The 21247-nt window shown below is 62.8% G+C and carries 18 protein-coding genes; 6 read left to right on the top strand and 12 right to left on the bottom strand.

All coding sequences use genetic code 11. The annotated features are described in order from the left end of the window. Window positions 1–52 precede the first annotated feature (52 nt). Together ACE3Q6_RS13930 and ACE3Q6_RS13925 are read right to left on the bottom strand one after the other, a co-directional pair. The gene (locus tag ACE3Q6_RS13930) at window positions 53–280 is read right to left on the bottom strand and encodes a nuclear transport factor 2 family protein (RefSeq protein ID WP_374433390.1); all 228 of its coding nucleotides are present in this window, start codon (window positions 278–280) and stop codon (window positions 53–55) included. Window positions 281–387: 107 nt separating this feature from the next. Beyond that, window positions 388–1041: a hydrolase gene (locus tag ACE3Q6_RS13925; RefSeq protein WP_374433388.1), complete on the bottom strand. Its 654-nt coding sequence runs from the start codon at window positions 1039–1041 to the stop codon at window positions 388–390. 467 nt (window positions 1042–1508) lie between these two features. Between ACE3Q6_RS13925 and ACE3Q6_RS13920 the strand changes: the two genes are divergently transcribed. From ACE3Q6_RS13920 to ACE3Q6_RS13900, 5 genes are all read left to right on the top strand, one after another. Further along, complete coding sequence (locus tag ACE3Q6_RS13920) at window positions 1509–2342, top strand: alpha/beta fold hydrolase (protein ID WP_374433384.1); 834 nt, start codon at window positions 1509–1511, stop codon at window positions 2340–2342. Between the two features lie 32 nt (window positions 2343–2374). Beyond that, window positions 2375–3154, top strand: coding sequence for an alpha/beta fold hydrolase (locus ACE3Q6_RS13915; protein WP_374433381.1), 780 nt, complete (start codon window positions 2375–2377; stop codon window positions 3152–3154). A gap of 113 nt (window positions 3155–3267) precedes the next feature. After that, window positions 3268–3888: a glutathione S-transferase family protein gene (locus ACE3Q6_RS13910; protein WP_374433377.1), complete on the top strand. Its 621-nt coding sequence runs from the start codon at window positions 3268–3270 to the stop codon at window positions 3886–3888. Next, on the top strand, window positions 3885–5429 hold the full coding sequence (locus tag ACE3Q6_RS13905; RefSeq protein WP_374433374.1) for a VOC family protein: 1545 nt from the start codon (window positions 3885–3887) through the stop codon (window positions 5427–5429). Before ACE3Q6_RS13910 ends, ACE3Q6_RS13905 begins: the two co-directional genes overlap by 4 nt. Window positions 5430–5493: 64 nt before the next feature. Then, on the top strand, window positions 5494–6201 hold the full coding sequence (locus ACE3Q6_RS13900; protein WP_374433372.1) for an IS6 family transposase: 708 nt from the start codon (window positions 5494–5496) through the stop codon (window positions 6199–6201). Between the two features lie 369 nt (window positions 6202–6570). On the opposite strand, the gene ACE3Q6_RS13895 is transcribed toward ACE3Q6_RS13900, so the two are convergent. Next, window positions 6571–7053 (bottom strand): very short patch repair endonuclease, encoded by a 483-nt coding sequence (locus ACE3Q6_RS13895; protein ID WP_374433370.1) that lies wholly within the window; start codon window positions 7051–7053, stop codon window positions 6571–6573. A gap of 67 nt (window positions 7054–7120) precedes the next feature. Between ACE3Q6_RS13895 and ACE3Q6_RS13890 the strand changes: the two genes are divergently transcribed. Next, window positions 7121–8710, top strand: coding sequence for a DNA cytosine methyltransferase (locus tag ACE3Q6_RS13890; protein ID WP_374433367.1), 1590 nt, complete (start codon window positions 7121–7123; stop codon window positions 8708–8710). Here the strand turns inward: ACE3Q6_RS13890 and ACE3Q6_RS13885 are convergent. From ACE3Q6_RS13885 to ACE3Q6_RS13845, 9 genes are all read right to left on the bottom strand, one after another. After that, window positions 8605–9759: a hypothetical protein gene (locus ACE3Q6_RS13885; RefSeq protein WP_374433365.1), complete on the bottom strand. Its 1155-nt coding sequence runs from the start codon at window positions 9757–9759 to the stop codon at window positions 8605–8607. The genes ACE3Q6_RS13890 and ACE3Q6_RS13885 overlap by 106 nt on opposite strands. Continuing rightward, window positions 9756–10664 carry a hypothetical protein gene (locus tag ACE3Q6_RS13880; RefSeq protein WP_374433359.1) on the bottom strand — a complete coding sequence of 303 codons (909 nt, stop codon included), beginning with the start codon at window positions 10662–10664 and terminating at the stop codon, window positions 9756–9758. Before ACE3Q6_RS13880 ends, ACE3Q6_RS13885 begins: the two co-directional genes overlap by 4 nt. Then, the gene (locus tag ACE3Q6_RS13875) at window positions 10661–12514 is read right to left on the bottom strand and encodes a hypothetical protein (protein WP_374433357.1); all 1854 of its coding nucleotides are present in this window, start codon (window positions 12512–12514) and stop codon (window positions 10661–10663) included. Before ACE3Q6_RS13875 ends, ACE3Q6_RS13880 begins: the two co-directional genes overlap by 4 nt. Beyond that, window positions 12511–13497 carry a PD-(D/E)XK motif protein gene (locus ACE3Q6_RS13870; RefSeq protein WP_374433396.1) on the bottom strand — a complete coding sequence of 329 codons (987 nt, stop codon included), beginning with the start codon at window positions 13495–13497 and terminating at the stop codon, window positions 12511–12513. Before ACE3Q6_RS13870 ends, ACE3Q6_RS13875 begins: the two co-directional genes overlap by 4 nt. Before the next feature lie 19 nt (window positions 13498–13516). Continuing rightward, window positions 13517–16117, bottom strand: a complete 2601-nt coding sequence (locus ACE3Q6_RS13865) for a Z1 domain-containing protein (RefSeq protein WP_374433354.1) — start codon at window positions 16115–16117, stop codon at window positions 13517–13519. Between the two features lie 146 nt (window positions 16118–16263). Then, entirely contained in the window at window positions 16264–16644 is a 381-nt protein-coding gene (locus tag ACE3Q6_RS13860; RefSeq protein WP_374433352.1) for a hypothetical protein, read from the bottom strand. After that, window positions 16641–17960, bottom strand: a complete 1320-nt coding sequence (locus tag ACE3Q6_RS13855) for a recombinase family protein (RefSeq protein ID WP_374433349.1) — start codon at window positions 17958–17960, stop codon at window positions 16641–16643. Before ACE3Q6_RS13855 ends, ACE3Q6_RS13860 begins: the two co-directional genes overlap by 4 nt. Next, window positions 17957–18412, bottom strand: a complete 456-nt coding sequence (locus tag ACE3Q6_RS13850; protein ID WP_374433346.1) for a DUF2924 domain-containing protein — start codon at window positions 18410–18412, stop codon at window positions 17957–17959. The genes ACE3Q6_RS13855 and ACE3Q6_RS13850 overlap by 4 nt, the downstream gene beginning before the upstream one ends. Window positions 18413–18599: 187 nt before the next feature. After that, window positions 18600–21164 (bottom strand): phage/plasmid primase, P4 family, encoded by a 2565-nt coding sequence (locus ACE3Q6_RS13845; protein WP_374433344.1) that lies wholly within the window; start codon window positions 21162–21164, stop codon window positions 18600–18602. Between the last annotated feature and the right edge of the window lie 83 nt (window positions 21165–21247).

Genomic DNA, 21247 nt, shown 5'->3' with positions numbered 1-21247 from the left:
CGTAAATCAGCTACCGGCTCCGGTCGCAGCTGGATGAAAGACCAGTGGCAGGTCAGCCCAGTGCCGGTCGTATCGCAGTGAAGGTGAACTTCGGCGGAAGCTGCGCGAGGAGTTCAGTCACGGCCTGTAGGATCGCTTCATGGCCGTGTGCCGACCGGTGCGGTTCATGCAGCACGGCATCCTCGGTGTAAAGCTCGCGGACCGCCGCGATGCGTCGTGCTGCGTCCCTCTCCCCGAAGACTCGGTCGAGGTTGGATTGCATGATCTTTTCGTAGTCCACGGGCGCCTCGCGACGAGTTTCAAAAGGGGAACGTGGATGACAAGGACCGAAGGACAGACCGCTTTAGCAATGCATCCGTTGCGCACCTTGCCATCCCGTTGGAAGGCTCACTCGGCGGCGGTGCGCACCTGTGCGCTGAGGAGTTGCTGCTCCCACAGGTAGGCGATGCCACTGCCGCCGCCGTTCTGGGCCAGCACCTCAGTCAGCTTGACGGCCGTTTCCATCCGGGCCCAGTCGCGCTGCCATTCGGCGGCCAGCGCCATCCACGTCATCACGTTCACGCCGGACGCGACCATGCGCTGGATGGCAACCTGGTGCGCTTCGATCGACGTGCCGCCCGACGCATCGGTGATCACCGTCACGTCCCAGCCCTCGCCCACGGCCTGGATTGCTGGCATCGCCACGCAGACTTCGGTCCACAGGCCGGCGATGATCAACTGCTTGCGGCCCGTCGCTTTGACGACGTCCACCACTTTGGGGTCCTGCCAGGTGTTGATGAAGGTCCGATCGATTACGGCCTGACCGGGGAACACATCGGTAATCTGGGGAAAGAGATAGCCGCCACGTTCCGCAACCACTGTCGTCAGGATCGTCGGGACGCCAAAGGCCTTGGCGGCCTTCGCCAGACCCGCGGTATTGTTGATCACCATCTGCGGCTCATGGCTGTTCAGGTTCGCCAGTTGGTAGGGCTGGTGGTCGATCAGCACGAGGACCGAGTCTTCGGGCCGAAGAAGCGACGAAAGGCCGGTGCGGTTAGTCATGGGATGTTCCTTTGCAGCTGTTGGTAAGCAGGGTTCTCATGGTCGAACCTAAGCCACCCGCCAAAACGGCGCGGCGCAGAACCTGCCGCGAGTGTGCCAATCTTGCGGTCAATTCTAAGGGTTGTTCTGGCAGTGTGTTTCGGGCCGCGCCGCACAGCTTCGAATTGGACGGGCCCATTCCGATGGAGGGACCGGTTTGGCACCAGAGATGCCAAAGACCGCAAGACCGGCACCTTGAAGGCAAGTTCTGCGCCGCGACGGATGACGATCCTTCGTAGGTTAGGAAGAGGAGCCCCGGCATCGCCGAGCCACTGTCTTTCGAGGGATCAACCATGCGCGCTTGCTTTGATCTGACACGGCGATCGGCGACCCGCCGCGCGATTCTGTCCTCTGCTGGGGCATTTGCCGCAGCGATCGCCCTGCCGCTTCCCGGTCTTGCTCAACCCCAACCAAAAAAGGATTTCACCATGGCGACCCTTACCACATCCGACGGCACCACGCTTTTTTACAAGGATTGGGGGCCGAAGGACGCCCAGCCAATGGTGTTCCATCACGGCTGGCCCCTTAGCGCCGACGACTGGGACAACCAGATGCTATTCTTTCTGGCGCAGGGTTTTCGCGTGATCGCGCATGACCGGCGCGGGCACGGGCGGTCAGACCAGACCGACACCGGCAACGACATGGACACCTATGCGGCGGACGTCGCCGCGCTTGCCGAATTCCTGAATCTGCGCGACGCGATCCACATCGGCCATTCGACCGGTGGCGGCGAGGTGACGCGCTACGTTGCTCGCGCCGAGCGTGGTCGCGTGGCCAAGGCCGTCCTGATCGGCGCGATCCCGCCCGTGATGGTGCGGTCAGAGGTGAACCCCGACGGCGTACCGCCCGAGGTTTTCGAAGGGTTCCGCGCAGCCCTGATGTCGAACCGGGCTCAGTTCTACCGTGATGTGCCAGGCGGGCCGTTCTATGGCTTCAACCGCCCCGGTGCAAAGGTCAGCCAAGGCCTGATCGACAACTGGTGGCGGCAAGGCATGATGGGTGGTGCCAAGGCGCACTATGACTGCATCGCGATTTTTTCCGAAACCGACTTCACCGACGACCTGAAGTCAATCACCGTCCCGGTCCTGATCTTGCACGGCGAGGATGATCAGGTCGTGCCGATTGCAAACTCGGCGCACAAGGCAATCAAGCTGCTGCGCGACGGCACGCTGATCACCTACCCCGGCCTGTCGCACGGCATGTTCGCCACACATCCCGACATCATCAACGCCGACCTTCTGGCCTTTGTTCGGTCGGCCTGACCCCTCGACCATACCCTTCAGGAGAAGCCACTATGTCCAATGCCTTGAAAACAATTGCCGTCGCCGCCCTCGCGGGCAGCCTTGCCTTCGGCGCACAGGCCGAGCCAGTGAAGAACATCGTCCTTGTCCACGGCGCCTTTGCCGACGGATCGGGCTGGCGCGGTGTCTATGACGAACTGACCGGGCGCGGCTACCGGGTCAGCATCGTGCAGAACCCGCTCACCTCTTTTGCCGACGATGTCGCAGCCACGCGCCGGGTGCTGAACCGGCAGGACGGCCCGGTGATCCTTGTCGGCCATTCCTATGGTGGCAGCGTAATCACCGAGGCGGGTATCGATCCCAACGTCGCGGGCCTTGTATATGTCGCGGCCTTCGCTCCCGAGGTCGGGCAGTCGACGCTAGACCAGTATGCCGAGATCCCGCCACCGCCGAACTTCGTGCCCGAAGAGCAGCCGGACGGGTTTGCGTATCTGAACGCCGAGAAATTCCGCGCGGGCTTTGCCGGCGACACTGGCGAAGCTGACGCGGCCTTCTTGCGCGATGCGCAAGTGCCAATCGCAGTGGCTGCTCTGGCCGCACCGGTCACGGTAGCCGCCTGGAAGGAAAAGCCCTCGTGGTATGTAGTCGCGACCGAAGACGGCGCAATCGATCCGGCTCTTCTGCGCTCCACCGCGCGCCGGATTGGGGCCGCGACGACCGAGGTGCAAGGCAGTCATGTCGTGTTCCTGACCCAGCCGCAGGCTGTCGCCGACGTGATCGAGGCCGCAGCGATGGGCGCGCTCGCCGCGTCCGCGGCCGCTGCATCGGAGTGACGCCCAAACACTCGTGGGCCTGCCCATTCAGGCAGGCCCACGGGGCAAGACAACGCGGGCCTGCGTGTGACGCGGTTCGGCAAAGGCCCAGCTGCACAGAAGGAAACTGACCCATGCCTACATTGTATTTTGCCGTCGGGGCTTGCTCACTGGCCCCCCACATCGTGCTCGAATGGATCGGCGCGCCCTATCAGGCCGTCAAGGTGCAGTACGGCTCCGACGATCTTCTGTCGGTCAACCCCGCCGGGGCCGTGCCAACTTTTCGGGAAGACGACGGGTGGACCCTGACGCAATGCGGCGCGATCCTGGACTATCTTGCCGCCAAGCACCCGGAGTCGCGGCTCTCAGGCGGTGGCAGCCTGCGCGCCTGGGCCGAGGCGCACCGCTGGTCGGCCTTCTTCACTTCTGACGTTCACGCGGCCTTCTGGCCGATCTTCATGCCCAACCGCTATACGGCCGATGACAGCGCTGCGGCCCGACAGGCGGTTGTGGAAGCGGGCCAGAAGCTGGTAGCAAAGCAATTCGCCGTTCTGGAGCGGCACCTGAACGGTCGGGATTACATCCTTGACGCGGGTCGTTCGGTAATCGACGCCTATTCCTTCCCGATGATCCGCTGGGCCATGAAGCTGTTGCCGGGCGGTTTGGCGGAGTATCCCAACGTCCAGGTGCTGCATGACCGGGTTGCCGCCGATGTGGCGGTGCAACGGGTACTGCTGCGCGAGTCAGGCAAGTGACGCAGAGCGGCCTTCATCACGTCACCGGGATCACTGCCAGTGTGCAGGCCAATGTCGACTTCTATATGGGTTTTCTCGGCCTTCGGTTGGTGAAACGGACCGCCGGCTTCGCCGATGCCGAGCAATTGCACCTGATCTATGGCGATGGCCTCGGCAGCCCTGGGTCGCTTCTGACCTTCCTTGTGTGGGAAGCCACGGGCAGCGGCCGCACTGGCATCGGGCAGGTGTCGGAGGTTGCTTTGGCCGTGCCGCCCGCGACCCTTGGCGATTGGCTCACCAAGGCCCTTGCCGCCAACGTCCCGTTCGACGGACCGACGCGTGAATTCGAAGAGCCGGTGCTGCGCCTGAAAGACCCCGACGGGCTGATCGTCAAACTGGTTGGTGTCGCAATGGCCACCCCTGCACCGCTGCTGGACGCGCCCACGCGGCTCAGGGGCGTCACAGTCCTGACGGACAAGCCGGGCACCGCCGAGTTCCTGACACGTTTCGGCTACCGGTACGGGCCGCGCCGGGGGCTGACCCAGCGCATGGTATCTGACACGGATGTCGTCGATGTCAGGGAAGTGTCGGGCTACGTGCCATCGGTGCCTGGGGCCGGCGTACCCGATCACGTGGCCTTTCGCGCGGCGGCTGCCGATGTGGTCCATGTGATGCAGCATTCCCTCGCGGAGCACGGGCCGACTGAGGTACACGACCGGAAATACTTCCTGTCGCTCTACGTCCGCGACCCGGCCGGCATCTTAATAGAATACGCCACCGACAGACCGGGGATGACGGTGGATGAGGCACCGGACAGTCTTGGCGAAACTCTCTTCTTGCCGCCGGGTGATCCTAACCGCGACGAGGATCTGAAGGCCATGCTACCGCAATTCGTCATGCCCGGGGAAGACCGGTTTCCTCATCGCGACCTTCCGTTCATTCACCGCTTCAACCGTCCGCAAGAGCCGGACGGCACCACAATCATTCTTCTCCACGGCTCCGGCGGCAACGAGGCTTCTCTGATGCCCTTCGCCCGCCGTGTCGCCCCGCATGCGACCCTGATCGGGGTGCGTGGTCGGGCAACCGAGGATGGAAGCAATCGCTGGTTCCGCCGGATCGGAGCCTTTGACATCGATATGGCAGACCTGCAGGCCGAGGCTTCGGCCTTCATGGCCTTTTTGGAACGGGTCGTTGCCGACTATGGACTGGACGCGGACCGGCTGGTCTGCCTTGGCTATTCCAACGGAGCCGGCCTTCTGGCCGCAGTTCTGCAGCTCTATCCCGGCGTACTGCGCCGTGCGATCCTGCTGCGCGGTTTCCAGACTTTGGAGGGCGACAGCGCGGCAGACCTTTCGGGGACTAACATCCTTATGCTCGACGGACGTGACGATCCAGTGGTCCGACGTGGCATCTCGCTTGTGAACGGGCTCAGGGAAAGGAGGGCGACGGTAGAGGTCCGAACTATGCCCGCCGGACACGCCCTAACCGGAGCGGATGCCGGCGCAGCAGCGGAGTGGCTGTCACAGGTCCACGCGGGCACGACCTATGGTGCTTCGAAATGACTCGCGGGGTGTTGTCAGAAGAACTTCGGTTGAGACTAGCGAGGCACCCAGCTAGCCTTGCGCGATGACCAAACGCTCCCCTTTCCGGTACTTTAAGACGAGCCCCGAGATCATCCGCTTGGCGGTAATGCTCTACGTCCGTTTTCCGCTGTCGCTCAGGAACGTCGAGGATCTGCTGCACGAACGTGGTATCGAGATCAGCCACGAAACGGTCCGGTATTGGTGGAACAGGTTCGGCCCGATGTTCGCAGCCGAGATCAGGGGCAGACGGGTGGAGGCCATGCGCGCCCATCGCCACTGGCAGTGGCACCTGGACGAGGTCTATGTGAAGATCAACGGTGTGACGCACTACCTCTGGCGGGCCGTGGATCATGAGGGCGAGGTGCTGGAAAGCATCGTCACCAAGAGGCGCGATCGCAAGGCCGCCCTTAAATTCTTGAAGAAAACCATGAAGCGCCACGGTCGACCCGAGACGATCGTGACCGACAAGCTTCGATCCTACGGTGCAGCGCTCAAGAACCTCGGCCGCGGGGATGACCGCGAAATGGGACGCTGGCTCAACAACAGGGCCGAGAACTCGCACCTACCGTTCCGACGACGAGAGAGAGCGATGTTGCGGTTCCGGCGCATGCACACGTTACAGAAGTTCGCTTCAGTTCATGCCTCGGTCCACAACCACTTTCCGTCGGAGCGCCACCTCCAAAACCGTAACGCCTACAAGATGACCCGTGCCGCTGATCTCACCGAGTGGCACGGCCTCCTCGCTGCGTGAGCCACGGGTGGGGTAGGGGAAACGGAGACCAGTTCGCATTCGTCTGACAGCACCGCCACTTGCCTCAGCGAAAGCGTTCTCCCGATCTGAATGCGGTCAGATTTTTCCGTTGTTTTCGGGGGTTATGCGGGAAGGGCTTAGCACTGGTCCGGCCTCTAGGATGGCCGGATGCCGTCTCTCAGGGTCGACTTTCTCTGGACCTGATGACTGCGCGGATTCGGTGAATTTTCCACAAGTCATTGAGATAGCTTCAGTTAATCCCTTACTTGCTGAACACCTCGATTTCAGGGTCGCGCGTCGAGATGGAACCGAAATCGAACACTGTCCATGTCGGTAAAGCGGTGGGGTGACGGGTCAGCTGCCGCATCCCTAATCCGTGGCGACGAGCCGGCTTTGCAGTATATCGCTTTCACCGATCTCAATGCTTACCGTCCCCACGAGCAGCCAGGCCGCGAGACGATTAGTCGTGTCGCTAACCTGATCCGGCTTCCGCAGGGCGCACTCCCACACCGTCGCCACGCGCCATCCGTCTTCGATGAGTTTTGTACGAACGGCGCTGTCCCGAGCGACGTTCGCGTCGAACTTCGCCTGCCAGAAATCTGGCCGGGTCGATGGGGTGGTGGTGTATCGACAGCCCACGTGGCGATGCCAGAAGCAGCCGTGTACGAAGATCACGGCGCGGTGCTTCGGAAGTACGAGATCCGGCCGACCGTGAACCTTGCCGGAATGAAGCCGAAAGCGGAAACCGCGCGAGTGCAATGCCCTCCTGAGAGCCAGCTCGGGCTTAGTGTCCTTGCCCCGGATCGCGGACATCATCCGGGAGCGGGTCTGCTTATCGACGATGTCCGCCATTTGCCTCCTGGCCTCTCCTTCCGGACTTGGTATACAGCCTGTAACACGAATTCGAGAGGTCCCTGATTTGCCAGCCACTTTCGGCATCGTCGACTTGTTTGCCGGCCCTGGCGGGCTGGGCGAGGGCTTTGCTTCCCTCGACATCGGCGGGCATGCGCCGTTCAAGATCGGCATCTCGGTCGAGAAGGAGGCCTCGGCGCACCGCACGCTGACCTTGCGCGCGTTCCTGCGGGCGCATCAGGAGCGGCATCGGACGCTGCCGCAGCCCTTTATTGACTTACATGCGGGGCTGACGCCGGAGCCGGACTGGGGCGAGGTGGACCATACGGCATGGCAGCACGCAAGAGCGGAGGCACAATGTCTTGAACTCGGAACGGAGCCGGCTATCGCCGCCATCGATCGCGCCATCGGTGCGCTTCGTCGGGATTTCGACGACACCATCTTGATCGGAGGCCCGCCCTGCCAGGCCTACTCACTGGTCGGGCGCGCACGGGCGAAAGGCAAGGTCGGCTATGTTCCCGAGGAGGATGCGCGGCATTATCTATTCCGCGAATACATCCGGGTTCTCGACCGCCTGCGCCCCGCGGCCTTCGTCATGGAAAACGTCAAGGGCATGCTGTCCTCGACCGTCGAGAGCCGTCTGGTCTTCGAGATGCTTATGGAGGACCTAGCCTCACTCGGCACTGGTCAGGGTCATCACTACGAAATGCGGGCGGTCCGGGTGGCGGGCGGAACGGCCAGCCTCGAGGAGGCCACAAAGCCCTCCGATTTCATCGTCCGCGCCGAGGAGTTTGGAGTTCCGCAGCGGCGTCATCGCGTGATCATTTTGGGTATCCGATCAGATCTGGCGGATAGGGCCACCGGTGCGAGCATACCGATCTCCGGGGTTACACGGACCGTCGAAGACGCGATCGGCATGATGCCGGAACTTCGCAGCGGCCTGAGCCGCGGTCAGGATGACCCGGCGTGCTGGCGGCGCGAGGTCGTCGAGGCCGCCAGGATGCTGGCAGGCATCCACCGCGGAAAGGAGGACCGGCCGCTGCGCGACACCTTCTCCGAGGTTGCCAAGGTCCTGAAGAATGGACATTTGGCACCGCGTCTTTCGGCACGGCGCCCAGAGGGCTATGGTGCTTCGAACGATGAGTTTCTTACCTGGCTGGAGCGCCCTGCACTGCGTGGCATCGCCCAGCACGAGACACGCGGGCACATGCCGTCGGACCTCGGGCGCTATCTGTTCGCTGCTGTCTTCGGCTCGGTGCGCGGTTACAGCCCTAAGGCTTCCGATTTTCCCCTGTCGCTAACCCCGGACCACCGAAACTGGCACAGTGGCGTCTTCAACGACCGCTTTCGGGTGCAATTAGCACTGGAACCATCCACGACGGTCACGAGTCACATCTCGAAGGACGGTCACTACTTCATACACCCCGATCCGTTTCAGTGCCGGAGCCTGACAGTGCGCGAGGCGGCGCGCCTTCAGACCTTCCCAGACGACTACTTTTTCCTCGGCAATCGGACGGAGCAGTACGTGCAGGTTGGAAATGCCGTCCCGCCTTATCTCGCCCGCCAGATTGCCCAGCTTCTCCTGCGCGGTCTCTCGGGGCCGGTGTCCGGCGAACCGGTTGGGACGGGGTCCACCGACAGTGCGGACCGCAACTGAAAGATGTCCTCCTTCAGCATGCCCGCGTCCGAGAGCCTGCTGAGCAGATAGTCAAGTGCGTTTCGTTCGCCCCGGTCGAGTGAAGCTCTGCCCGAAGAAAGAGTTTCCAATGCGGTTTGCGACTTAGGGGAAAGCCAGCCGCGTCTTCCGGCCACTTGCTTCACATTCTGGGCCGCATTCGCAAGGGACGTTCCAGGTCTCGGCAGCTCTGCCTCGAGTGCCGCCACCTGTTCGTCATCTGCTGATTGCGTGCTCCCTGCGGCGTCAAGAGTGTGCTGAGCTTCTGACTGTCGGCCATTTGCGGGCGCGGTTTGATCAGGCACACCGAACACCCCGTCGAGGAAACTGGCAAGGTCGGTCGCAGGCAGGTTTGCCAGCGATCTGATCTCGTTGCGGACACGGATGCGGAGTATTGCGCGGCGCATGATGTCTTCCATGGCCGACTTGCCATGGTGTCGGGCAGCCCGAAGCCAGGCCTCGGCAACCGCAAGGGCGAGCACAGTGTCGCCTCCGATGCTCGGCCGCTCGGTGATCTGCACTAGGGCATCCTCGGTCAGCTCGTCTAGCAATCGCCATCGCTGTGGGTGGCCCGCCCCACGGTCAAGCCCGCGCCCACGCATCCAGAGCCTCTGGAAGGTATTGCGAACGCCTCCGGCATAGCGCTCTGCCGAACTGCCGAATCGCCAGTATACGATGTCGGGTGCCACGACTGCCGCGACGAATGCCCAGACATCATCCCTGAGTGCCTCACCGGTCGCGAAAAGGTCTGATTGCGCAAGCCAAGCAGCGGTCTCGGCATCGAAGTCGGCCTGTGACGGCCGGACACCTTCCCGGCCGAAGCCGTGACGCTCAGCCATGGCGATCAGATCCTGCCTAAGTCGTGCTAGGGACACTGCGTTGATGGGCGTTCCGCCGGTCGCCGCGAAGCGCACCTGGTCGGGAAGGCTGTCTGGACGAAACCCGGTCCAGCGTGAGGGACCAGCCGTTAGGAAGCTGCGTACAATGTCGTCGCAGGCTGGTCCGGGAAGCCTGGGAAGCAGCGCGGTCATGCGGCATCTCCCTGTTCGGCCAGCGCCAGAATAGTGGAACGAAATACGCCCGGACGGCCCTTGAGGACGGACCGGATAAACGACGCGTCCTTGCCGGGCCAAGCCTTTCGAAGCCACGACGCTGCCTGAGCACCGAGCGAACCGGGCTCTGCCTCTTCCATCAGCGTACTGGCCTCAGGATCTCCGAGGAAACGTTCGCAGATCTGGCTCATGACGTCGCCGAGAAGGAACTGAATCGTCGCGGGATCCTCGCTCTCGATCCGCTCAAGGATGTCGCGGGACTTCTCGTTCAGATAAAGGCGGACGGCCCCATGGAAGTCGCGCCCCCAATCCCTTGGAGACCAGTGCAGGTACCACGGAGCGGCGCCTAGGATGCCCCCGCCGAGCATCTGTGCGAGGTCCACCGTCTCGATGGGGAAACGCGGCTCTTCGCCTTCGAGCCTAATACGAATGTCGTCGGACCATAACCGGTCGGCGGGATGGACGGGCGAGAGTGGCGAGGAAGCTTCCGGCGACCTCGCCAGCAGAATCTCGGTCTTCAGGTCGAGAAGCATCGAAAGGCGGTGGCCCTCGATGGTATGCTCGAAATCCCACGATGGCTTGTCCGCACCCAGTTCTTGACGCAGCCGGGAGAGGATAAGGCGTGGCAATCGCCCCTGTCCGGTGCCAATCCGCACCGAGGCCGCGACGGCGAGATGATCTATCGGGATACCAATTTCTGATGCCGAAAGTTCGGGGTGAAAGCGCAGTTTCCGGCGCAGGCTGATGTCGCTGGCGCTGTCCCAGTTTGGAAGGAACTCACCAGCTTCGGTCCACTCGACCCCATCGAGTGAAACTTCCCAGGCCGACACTTCCATGGCAAAGTCAGAAAGTGTGAGGAATGGGAACGCAACCCGGCTGTTCATGTCGCAGCCTCCGTGATGACATCCGCATCGGCGGTCACCGCACAATCATCCGGAACGCGGACGAATATCTCGAATCTGCCTTCGCGCCCTCCCAGAGCAAGTTCGCTGCCGTCCGTGCCCGCGTCCCCGTCGAGCCATCTTATGGACAAGACGTCCGGCGTGCCGATGGTGTCGTCAACTGCTCCGAGAGCCGAGCCCTCGATGGCGACCGACGCCGAGGCAACCAGCTTCTCTCCACTTTGCCGCACGTCCTGCGACACCTCCGTCACGAAGACCGCGACCCGCCCAGTTTCGCCTGCCTCAAGTCGTTGGAACACGGGACGGCTCGCCCGCGCCCGTGCAGGACGCCCACCTCCGGAACCACTTGAAGCGCGCCGCTGCCCGGCGCCGTCACCGCTGACGTTCTCGAGCACCGCCCCGAGACGCCCGGCGAGCCGTGCCAGCGGAGGGCCGGAACCGTCCTCAGGCCTCCTTGCAATCGGCTCCATGCCCATCTCGGCTGAAATCTCGCGCAATCGCTTGAGAGCAACATTCACATATAGCTTCTCATTCCTTGTGGGCAGGTTGTCGGGGATCCAGTCGTCATGTGCGGGAGGCTCTGAATCCGCGAAGGCCTGTTCCACCTCCCGCTCGTCGCTTGCAAGGAATACACCTGCCCATTCCAGCCGTGCGTCAGGATAAGGATTGCCCTTGAGATACTTAACCACAAGCTCGACAGGCCGCATCAGGGCGATGTGGTGCAGCTGCTCAGGGACCAGCCGGAAGTCCTCGTCCTCCGTCAGATGACGCCGCGGCGACCGTAGGCCCTTCTCGATTGCAAGAGTGCCGAGGAACTTCTGGGGCTTCAGGGATTCGATCGGACGCACGTCATGTCCCTTGCGGGCCCTCGCCGCACTCATGGCGTTGCACAGCAGATCAAACGGGGCGAGTTCCTCGGGCGCGGGGATGGGCAGTTCACGATCCTCGACCATCATCCTGCAATGGAACCGGTGCTTAGCGGGAGCGTCGTTCATCATTCGCGGCCAGAAGTTCCACAGCAGGGTTTCGATGATCCGGTTTCCCGTTGCAGTCAGAGTGTCTTCTCCCGGCAGGAAGCCGAGGATCATGATGGATGTCCCGGACCCGTCCGAGCCTCTTTCAGGCAGGCCGAGTCTGTCTGCAAGGATCGAGGCGGCAGACCCCATCAGCGGATCAGCGATGCCGTCCGCCGGATCGCGTGCTCCCCACCAGTGGCGGCCAGTGAAACGACGCCGCATCCCATTTTCCGGCTTCTCGAAGGATCGACCGACATGGCATGCTATGAGCCGCCGTCCGTCTGGCCCAGCTCCATGGGGCAGCGTATCCACGATGATCGTGCTGCAGGAACTTGCGCGATACAGCGCAACCTTTCCGAAGCCATATGTGCCGCCGCCCTGTTCCGTGTCCCGAGCAGTGCCAATGTTGCGAAGGAAGTCGATGAAGTTGGTCTGGTCGACTCCGACCGGTATCCGATCCGACCGCGTCGGCCCGCCGAGCCCCACGGTGCCGAAGTCGCAAATCTCAAGAACGACCGGAACGTCGGCGTCCAAGAAAGCCGTTATCCTGTCGGAAGACTCCGGTTCTTCTGGGATCTCCGCGAGTATGAAGCGACGAAGGATGTCCCGCTGCGCATCCGAGAGAGTCCGCAGCCTGATCAGAATTTCAGGCCCCACACCAGAGCACGAAGCGTCCGCGATATTCTGCACCGCTTCCCTGATGACCGTCTGCAGCGGATCGAGCGTCGGCGCACCGAGCAAACGGCGGAAGTTATCGCCTATGTTTCCGGTCGAGCCGTAGGGTTCGGAATGAAGCGAAAGCGGGTTCAGAGTCATCGGCACAATTCTTGAAGAAGGGAAACGAATTCTGCCGACTGGCACTCAGACCCCGAGGCTAGGCTGAGGTCAATGCTGTAAGTCGCATCGACGACGCCCGCAGGGACAAGACCGCCGGCAAAGCTCGATGGTGCAATCCGTGGAAAATTGGGGCCAACGCAGTAGAGACGTTCGGCCTCGGCCCTGAATGCAAAGCGGTTCCATGCGGCGTCCCGCACATCGGTGCAGCCGACGGCGACCAGAAGCGCCCGCAGACCCGCCGGGTCATCAGCCCGCTGCAACGCCCTATCTCCGAGAGCCGCCACGGTGAGAAGACCGCCCCCGACCGCCTCCAGGATCAGATGTGCGAGGTACAGCCTCCCTCCAGTGGGCGGCTCAAGCTGATCGATGCCGTTGATGGTGACCTGACGAGCACCTACGCCAAGTGATGCCTTGACCTCAAGCGAGATGTCCCGAGTTCGGAAGTCGTGACGGTCACCTGCCGGACCCCGCCAGCTGCGCCACGCCGATGGCGATATTTCTAGGAGCCGGTTCAACACCACCAGCTCTGCAACTAGGCCGACAACGCGCGACCTGTCCACGTCCTTCTCCGCTGATGGCACCAACAGGGCACGGAAGTCGCCGATTGCGCCCGCGACTGCCTCGACTCCGTCCTTGCGATCCGCGAGTCGGCGGACAATATCATCCACAACCTCACCGAACACGGACTCGAGATCCGGCGACTTGCAGACGACATCGAGAAAACGAATTGCGCGCTGTTGATGCATGAGGGTTGTAACGCCGATCTGCAGGGATCCGCCTATCTCCAAGACACCAACCTTCTCGCCTGCCGCAAGAGGCACCAGCAATCGCGCCTCTCCGCCAGCGCCGACGGCCAGTCGGACTGAGCCTGACTGCGTTACAGCGGCGAGTGGCATCGAAGGGATTCCGAGACCGTCCCCGTCGATGCGTCCCGTACGAAGGATGTTCCAGCGCCCTTGCACCGGAATCTCGTGGACCGGTCTAGACACCTGCCGCCTCCGCCTGTGCGGATTCCTCCTCCTCGATCGCAGCAAGCTCTTCTGCCGACAGCAGCTGAAGATCGACCGACACGAAATTCCCGCCCTCCGTGACCGATCCGGGGAAGATGATGCCGATACCGAGCACGTCATGCACGGCATCAAGCGGCACTCTTGCCTTGCTCCCAGTTTCCGCCTGCGAGTCCTTCGCGATCGGGTAGAGAAGGAGCAACGGAATCTGTCCGACGGCCTCGAGCCTTGCCTCCTTCAGTTCATCCCAGCTACCGTTGCCTCTGACTTCGTCGCCGCAGTCGAACAGCACGTCGCGCCTGGACATCAGGGCCTTGATGTCGGCCATCCCCATCGCGTCCTTCAGCCTCGCGCGATTGACCGTATTGACCACGCCGATCGTGCCGAGGGGAGTATCCGACTTGTGCCCGCGGCTCGATTCAACGATGCCGACGTTCCAGGTAGAAAGGCGCTGGTCTGTCCCGTCGATAAACGGCAGCAGCATCGCCGGCAACAGATCGGAATGTGAGGACTCGACGACATAGGACTCGAGGAACCGGCGGATGGACGATTTCGGGACGTTTCGCCAAAGCTTGCGTTCTTCGGCGTCCGGATCACGCAGGCCTAGAGCCTCTATTCGGCTGACGAGTTCGCTGCCAGCGCCCCAGTTCTTCTCAAGAATGCCTGTGTCTTTGTGGGCGAAGCGGAAGGTCTGGCGATGTGTTCCCCAGTAGCTGACCGCACAGCGCCGGGCCGCCCGCATCTTGTTCGCCGCCGTGATCGCCATACCCGGAATTGCCCTGATCCGAACTGCAAGGTCCATCGGCGTCAGGTCACGCAATCGATACTGCTCGATATCATCCCTGATTTCTTGCTCGACTGCAGCGAGCGCCCTGAACCGCAGCTTCAGGTCGCGCGGCATCCAGATTCTCGGAAGATCCTCGTAGCCGTGGCGGTATCCGAACCAGCGCCCCATCTGTAGAAGGGTGTCATACTGGTTTGCGGTTCGCAGAAAATAACTGACCATGAGGCCTTCAAGGGTCAGGCCGCGTGCAAGGATGGAGCCGCCGACCACGATGTAGGTCTTGGGCTTGCCGGAGTAGTCGATTCTGTCGTCGCTCGCGCCGTTCTCGACCGGGAACTCGATACATTCGAGTACCTGTGGCAGGTAGTGAAAAATTTCTTCGATGGTTACCGGCGCTGCGTCCGTTAGATCGTCCGGCAACTTACCCTGTTCCCCGAGCCACGCCCGCTCGAGCCGCGATCCGATTTCGGATGCAGGATCGACAAGATCCTTCCGATGCACATCGACCCATCCCTGGATGAGCGCAGCCACCCGCTCGTGCGCGCGAACGTAGGCTGACGTGTGTACCAGCATCGTCATGTGCTGGCCCGCATGTCCGCGGACCCGCCGTGCGGCACAGCAGGCGAGGAAGTAGAGGATTGCAGCCTCGAGGCTCGGCGTCATCGCAGGCTGGAAAGCATCGCGTTCCCGCCTGCTTCGCGGCTGCAGCCCTGCCTCGTCCTCCTCGGGCACGTCACGGATCATGTCGAGCCCTTCCTCGTCGGGCTGTATGTCCTCTGGATCGACTGGCGTCTTCCCGAAGAGACGCTCGGTGCCGAAATACTTGTCCGACTTCGGGAGGGCCGTAATGAAATCGCGCGGATAGAGGTCGTCAAGGTCTTGTCCATCGACCCGGTAGGGGTTGATCAGCACGTTTGCGAACGGCGTGGCGGTGTAGCCCACATAAGTGGCAGCAGGCAAAAGGGTGAGAAGCTCCCTGATGCGCTGGTTGATCGCAGTCATGTCGAGTTCGCCCCGGGCCGAGTTCACGCTCGCCTGGTCGCATTCGTCGTCGATGACGAGGACCCGGAGTTGCTGCAGGACAGCCGGAAACGTCTCCCTGATCGCCTTCCGCAGTTCACCAAGGGGTGAGACGTTCTTCTTGATGACGCCAAGCTGGGCCTTGTCGGAATGGGAGAGAAACCCGCCCTGAGCCGGAGCCCGGAAATCCCTATCCACCTCGTTCGAAGTGAGAACTTGCCAATTCAGGGGATTGCGCCGCACAAGGTCTGAATACAGCCTGAGCTGGGTTTGATGGCGCAGCTTGTTGGTCAGTCCGGCAAGAACGATCACGGTGTCGTAGCCTGTATCAAGGGCCTTTGCGATGACTGCCGTCATGTTGGCCGTCTTGCCCGACTGCACATGGCCGACGACCAGTCCTCGGCAGGAGAACTGGCTCCTCGCAGGATCCCGCGGGTTCTCGAGGAGGGAGACGACCTCGTTAGAGGCGTCATCGATGCCGTGCACGTCTTCTTCGTGCCACTTCTTGTCATTGAGAAGGAAGCCCTTCACTGCAGGCCAGTGGAGATCCGTTGACCTCGGGCCAAAATACCATTTGGGCCGCTTCCTGATCACCGAATGGCTGTGAAGTATTTCTATCTGCTCGAACTCGCGCGCAACGATGCCTGCGGCCTCGTTGATTTCAGCGGCGCGCTGGAGGGCAAGACCCGGAAGTAGACTATCCAAGTGGGCTCGGACGGCCGCAACCGCGTGTTCGAAACTGCCGTGCTGAGGAAGTGCCTGACGGATCAACTGGATTAAACTGTCAACCTGCGGTCTCGGCACAATGCCCTCCCAATCACCACGCGAGCAATCTCTCGAAAAACTGGTTCAAGCCCAAGCAATCACGTGATGATTTTGGGATCAAGAGGAGGATTGGAATGCAAGTTCCGAAAAGGTCAGAAAATCTGACGCTGTAGGTCCCACTCCTCCGGGAACCCTTCCATCAGCCGCCCCAGCGTCACGGCGGGCACCTGTCTGCTGTCGAGGATAGCCTCGACGATGACCGGGGCGATCAGCGTCAAGCGCAGAACGCGGGTGAGGTAGGAAGGTGCGATCCCCTCCTCCGCGGCGAGTTCAGCGATGGTGGAGAAGCGGCCGGAGTCGATGATCTTTTTCCAGCGGAACGCCCGCGCCAGTGCCTTGACCAGCGTGTTGTCTGTTCGCCGTTGCTGAGCGGCGCCCTCCGGCAATTGCATCTCCTTCCGCCCACCACGCTTCACGACACGGAACGGGACATGCAGCTCCACCGTCTCCGGGACTGGCTTGGAGCGCGTCACGCGGCTTCTCCAACGCGCTTGGCCTGCAGCTCACCGACGAGACCACCGAGGCCATCCACGCGCAGCTTGATGCTTAGCCCGTCGGTGCCGATGTCGACCCGTTCAACTAGCAGCGTCACGATGCGCACCTGCTCGGCGGGGAAGAGTTCGTCCCACAGTGGATCCAGCTGCTGCAGGGCGGTGCGGGCGTCGGCCTCGGTGATGCCGGCATCCTTTAGTTGCGCTGCCCGCCACGTCCCCGCGATGATCTCGGGCTGACGGAACACCGCACGCAGCTGGTCGATGACCGCCGCCTCGATCTCGCCCGCTGGCACACGGCCGACCGGACACGCCCCGGCGCCGTGCTTCAGCACCGACTGGCTGACATAGTAGCGGTACAACCGTCCGCCCTTGCGGGTGTGCGTTGGCGAGAACGCCGCACCATCGGGGCCAAAGACGAGGCCCTTGAGAAGTGCAGGCGTCTGTGCCCTCGTGCGAGTTCCCCTTGCACGAGGGCTCTCCTTCAGGATCAGGTGCACCTTGTCCCAGAGTGCGCGGTCGATGATCGCGTCGTGCTCACCTGGGTAGCACTCGCCCTTGTGGACCGCCTCACCGATGTAGGCGCGGTTCGACAGCATCCGGTAGAGATACTTCTTGTCGATCCGGTTACCGCGGGAAGTGCGGATGCCACGCTGGCCGACTTCGCGGGCCAGCACCGTGCAGGAGCCAATCTCGATGAAGCGGGTGAAGATCCAGCGCACATGCTCGGCGGCACCCTCATCGACCACCAGCTTCCGGTTCTCGACGCGATAGCCATAGGGCGGCACCCCGCCCATCCACATGCCCTTGCGCCGAGAGGCGGCGACCTTGTCGCGGATGCGCTCGGCCGTCACCTCCCGCTCGAACTGGGCGAAGGACAGCAGGATGTTCAGCGTCAGTCGTCCCATGGAAGTGGTCGTGTTGAACGACTGCGTGACCGAAACGAAGGTCACGCCGTTCCGGTCGAACACCTCGACCAGCTTGGCAAAGTCCGCCAACGAGCGGCTGAGGCGGTCGATCTTGTAGACCACCACCACATCGACCAGCCCATCCTCGATCTCGGCTATCAACCGCTTCAGGCCCGGGCGTTCCAGCGTGCCGCCCGACACACCGCCATCATCGTATTGATCCCGAACGAGCACCCAGCCTTCCGAGCGCTGGCTGGCGATGTAGGCCTCGCAGGCTTCCCTCTGCGCATGGAGCGAGTTGAACTCCTGATCCAGCCCTTCCTCCGAGGACTTTCGGGTGTAAACGGCGCAGCGGAGCTTGCGGACGAGAGGCTTGCTCTGCGCGTTCATGACCGCCCCCGATGGTTCTTCAGCCCGAAGAAGGTCCAGCCGTTCCAGCGGGTGCCGGTGATCGCGCGCGCGATGGCGGACAGCGACTTGTAGGGTCGCCCCTGCCATTCGAAGCCGTCCTTCGCCACCGTGACCACCTGCTCGACGCCCTGCCACTCGCGCAGGAGCCGCGTGCCAGTGATCGGGCGATCGCGATCAAGCCGGATGCTGCGCTTCTTCTTGTCGCCGCCGTCGAGTTCTTCGCCCAACTGCTCGAGCCGCCGGATGGTCTCAGGCTTCAACCCGCCGTAGGTCAGTTCCTGGATCCGGTAGGCGAGCCGAGACTCCAGGTAGCGCCGGTTGAAGGGCGGTGGCTCCCTGTCGAAGAGGTCGCGCCACTGCTGCTTCAGGTCAACCGTCGGGGCGATCTTTAGGGCGGCGAGGCGCGCCGGGATGGGATCGTGATTGGTCATGCGGGTCTCCGTTCATCACAGGTTGCATGACCGCTCTGGGCGGGCGGGAAGTGTAGCGAACTTTCTCCGGTGCGGTCGGATAGTTCGCTTGACTGGCGGGCGAGGAGCCGGACCAGGCCAAGGGCCAGGATACGGCAGAGTTCGGCACGGCGTTCCTGCGGCGACATCAGGCGCGCGGGATAGGGGTTCATGGCGAGACCTCCCCCGTCTGCGGCCCACGGACAAGGGCGAGACCAGCCCAACCGCGGCCACGATTGACCCGCGTATCCTGGAACCCCCGAGCCCGCAGCGCCTCGCCCAGGGACTTGGATGTCCCGTAGCAGAACCCCTGCTGGTCCGCCCACAACTTCCAGGATTGGAAGAGGTTTGCGGACAGCTCCCGGAATTGCGGTCCAACGGAGCAGCATTCGGCGATCCACTGCCCGACGAGGTCTTCTGCTGCGAAGTAGTCCTCTGCTGCCTCTAACACGCACACGGGAGGAGCGAGGCCCGTCGTCAACCAGGCCGCACAACCCTCGACCATCCAACTTAGGATGCCATCGGCCTCCGCCTGCAAGGCCTCTGCCAGCTTCGAGTCACGCAGTTCCGGCGGGATCGTCACGGTGAAGGGGACAAGGTGCAGTCGGCGGCGCATCGCCTCGCCGACGTTGGAGACGGTGGGCCGATGGTTCCCGGCAACGAGCAGCTTAAACTGCGGCCGGAACTCGAAGTGATCCTGGTGCATGAAGTTCGCGCGGATGCTCTCGCCACCGGTGACTGTCTTGATGCGCGCCTCGGCCCAGGCCTGTCCGCCTTCGGTCTCAGGAACCAGAACGAGCCTCGCTGCGCGCAACCCCGCAAGTTCTGTCAGGTGGCGGCTGGACCGAGAGGCCGCGAAGGTGTCAAGTGTCGCTGTGGCCGCATAGCTTCCGAGCACGTGCGCTAGTGTGCCTAGGAACACGGACTTGCCGTTGGCCCCTTCGCCATGCAGGAACACGAACACCTGCTCTGATGTCCGCCCCGTGAGGCAATAGCCGGCGAGGCGTTGGAGGTAGCCAACGAGCTCCCTGTCGCCGCCGGTCACCTCGTCGAGGAAGGCAAGCCAGCGCGGGCAGCCCGATCCGACCGATGCCGAGGTGATCTGCGTCATCATCAGCGACGGGTCGTGCGGCCGCTCCTCCCCGGTCTCGAGGTCGAGAATGCCGCTACGGGTGTTGAGGAGCATCGGATGCGCATCCCAGGCGATGTGCGTGGTCGCGACCCTGGGATCAGAGGCGGCAAGTTTCAGGGAGGCCGTCAGCGTTTTCTCGCTGGCAATCCTGCGCGCCTCGTGGGGCTTCGCCTCACCGGCCACGGCCCGGCAGATCAGCCGCATGCGCTGACGCACGAGCTGGGTGTCATCGCGGCGCCAGACCCCGCCGTCCCAGTGGAACCAGGCTCGCCAGACTGGAACGTGCCGCCAGACTTCCCCCTCGGCCATGACGAAGGTGTCTGCGAGGGCGTCGTCGCTCTGTTCGGGGACGACAGACGGTTCGCCATCAGGCGGCTCCCCAGCCGTCGATGACACTCGCGCCGGGAGCGGACCCTTCTCCACGATGTCCTTTCGGAGTAGCGCCTCGAACTCACGCCGCAGAGCTTCTTCGTCCCAGGGCGGCTGGATCATCGCGGTATTGTAGTTGGAGAGACCTTCGAACGCGCCTTCGAGCGAGACATGTCCCTGCCTCGCCAGCCAGATCCAGTGGCCCGCCGTTTTGGAGATCGCTTCGAACCGCGTGATGCCGTCCTTGCCCTCTGAACGCGTTGGTCGCGTCATGAGGTCGGACGCCGAGGGGCCGACCGATGCACTGCGCCCGGTGTCGATCCGAAGCGGCAGGCACGACATCGCAGGCATCGCGGCGATGGCGTCGGCCAGGTCTGTCAGCTCGTATTCGGCGGCAGAATGCGCTTTCAGGCGGACCGAGGACCGAATGCCGGCCTTGCCATGGATCGTGCCTGCCACGCGAACGGGTTGGTGGAGGCTGCCGAAGGACATATCCCCGCCAGTCTTTGATGCGATCTCCGCGCGGAGTGCCGCCACGTAACTAAGCTGCTCTGTCTCGGCGGCCTCGCTCAGTCGCCAATAGAGATGAAGCTTGTCGTGACCCTCGTCGGTGATGCCGCCGGAGACGACCTCCATGGACGGTGTACCAAGATGCCGGACCAGATGATCCCTCTTGGCAGCTATGTCCCCTTCGTCGAGATCGACGAGCAGGACGCCGGTCTGGACGATATCCTCGGCTCGTGCCGATCCCGCCTTTGCCACTGTGCCGGGCACGACGTAGACGGCCCGCTGCGCCTCGGCCGCCCCGGGCGCGGTGGTGACAAGCCGTTCGACGACGTCCGCAACCGGAACGAAGGGTGTGCTGGGATTCTGGGATGGCGTGCCCTTCTCGGCCAAGAACCGGATCGGGACAAGACCATCGAGATAGCCGAAGACGACACCGCACCAGATGCGGATGGCATCGGGGTCGATTGCAGGCATGTCGGGTTTGTGCGCGCGGGTGTTCATCAGCGTGCCCCCCCCGTCGCGCCGCATCCGGCTCTCGAAATCGAGGATGTCGCCGATACGATAGAAGGGTGTCCCGCCGATGCGGATCCAGGCTGGACCGCAGCGATTCCTGCGCCAGCGTTGAAGCGTGCGGGGGGACTTGTTCCAGCGGCTCGAAAGCCACCTTTCGCAAACAAGGCCGAAGGGGTTTTCGGGGTCGTGGTCGTCCTTCAGATTGTGTGACATTGCATCTGCCCCATGACTGCTCGTGTTTCGGATCAGTGGGGAAAAAATACAATTTGTCAGATGGTTAGGCACGTGTCGTGGCG

Origin of the sequence: Tabrizicola sp. (genome assembly GCF_041913445.1) — a bacterium.
Classification (GTDB): Bacteria; Pseudomonadota; Alphaproteobacteria; order Rhodobacterales; family Rhodobacteraceae; genus Tabrizicola.
This window is presented reverse-complemented; position numbering and strand designations above follow the sequence as displayed.

Coding starts and splice junctions, on each gene's coding strand:
- ACE3Q6_RS13920 (WP_374433384.1), top strand. CDS start 1,509: ATGGCGACCCTTACCACATCCGACGGCACCACGCTTTTTTACAAGGAT.
- ACE3Q6_RS13900 (WP_374433372.1), top strand. CDS start 5,494: ATGACCAAACGCTCCCCTTTCCGGTACTTTAAGACGAGCCCCGAGATC.
- ACE3Q6_RS13925 (WP_374433388.1), bottom strand. CDS start 1,041: ATGACTAACCGCACCGGCCTTTCGTCGCTTCTTCGGCCCGAAGACTCG.
- ACE3Q6_RS13910 (WP_374433377.1), top strand. CDS start 3,268: ATGCCTACATTGTATTTTGCCGTCGGGGCTTGCTCACTGGCCCCCCAC.
- ACE3Q6_RS13850 (WP_374433346.1), bottom strand. CDS start 18,412: ATGACCAATCACGATCCCATCCCGGCGCGCCTCGCCGCCCTAAAGATC.
- ACE3Q6_RS13915 (WP_374433381.1), top strand. CDS start 2,375: ATGTCCAATGCCTTGAAAACAATTGCCGTCGCCGCCCTCGCGGGCAGC.
- ACE3Q6_RS13880 (WP_374433359.1), bottom strand. CDS start 10,664: ATGAACAGCCGGGTTGCGTTCCCATTCCTCACACTTTCTGACTTTGCC.
- ACE3Q6_RS13845 (WP_374433344.1), bottom strand. CDS start 21,164: ATGTCACACAATCTGAAGGACGACCACGACCCCGAAAACCCCTTCGGC.
- ACE3Q6_RS13855 (WP_374433349.1), bottom strand. CDS start 17,960: ATGAACGCGCAGAGCAAGCCTCTCGTCCGCAAGCTCCGCTGCGCCGTT.
- ACE3Q6_RS13895 (WP_374433370.1), bottom strand. CDS start 7,053: ATGGCGGACATCGTCGATAAGCAGACCCGCTCCCGGATGATGTCCGCG.
- ACE3Q6_RS13875 (WP_374433357.1), bottom strand. CDS start 12,514: ATGACTCTGAACCCGCTTTCGCTTCATTCCGAACCCTACGGCTCGACC.
- ACE3Q6_RS13885 (WP_374433365.1), bottom strand. CDS start 9,759: ATGACCGCGCTGCTTCCCAGGCTTCCCGGACCAGCCTGCGACGACATT.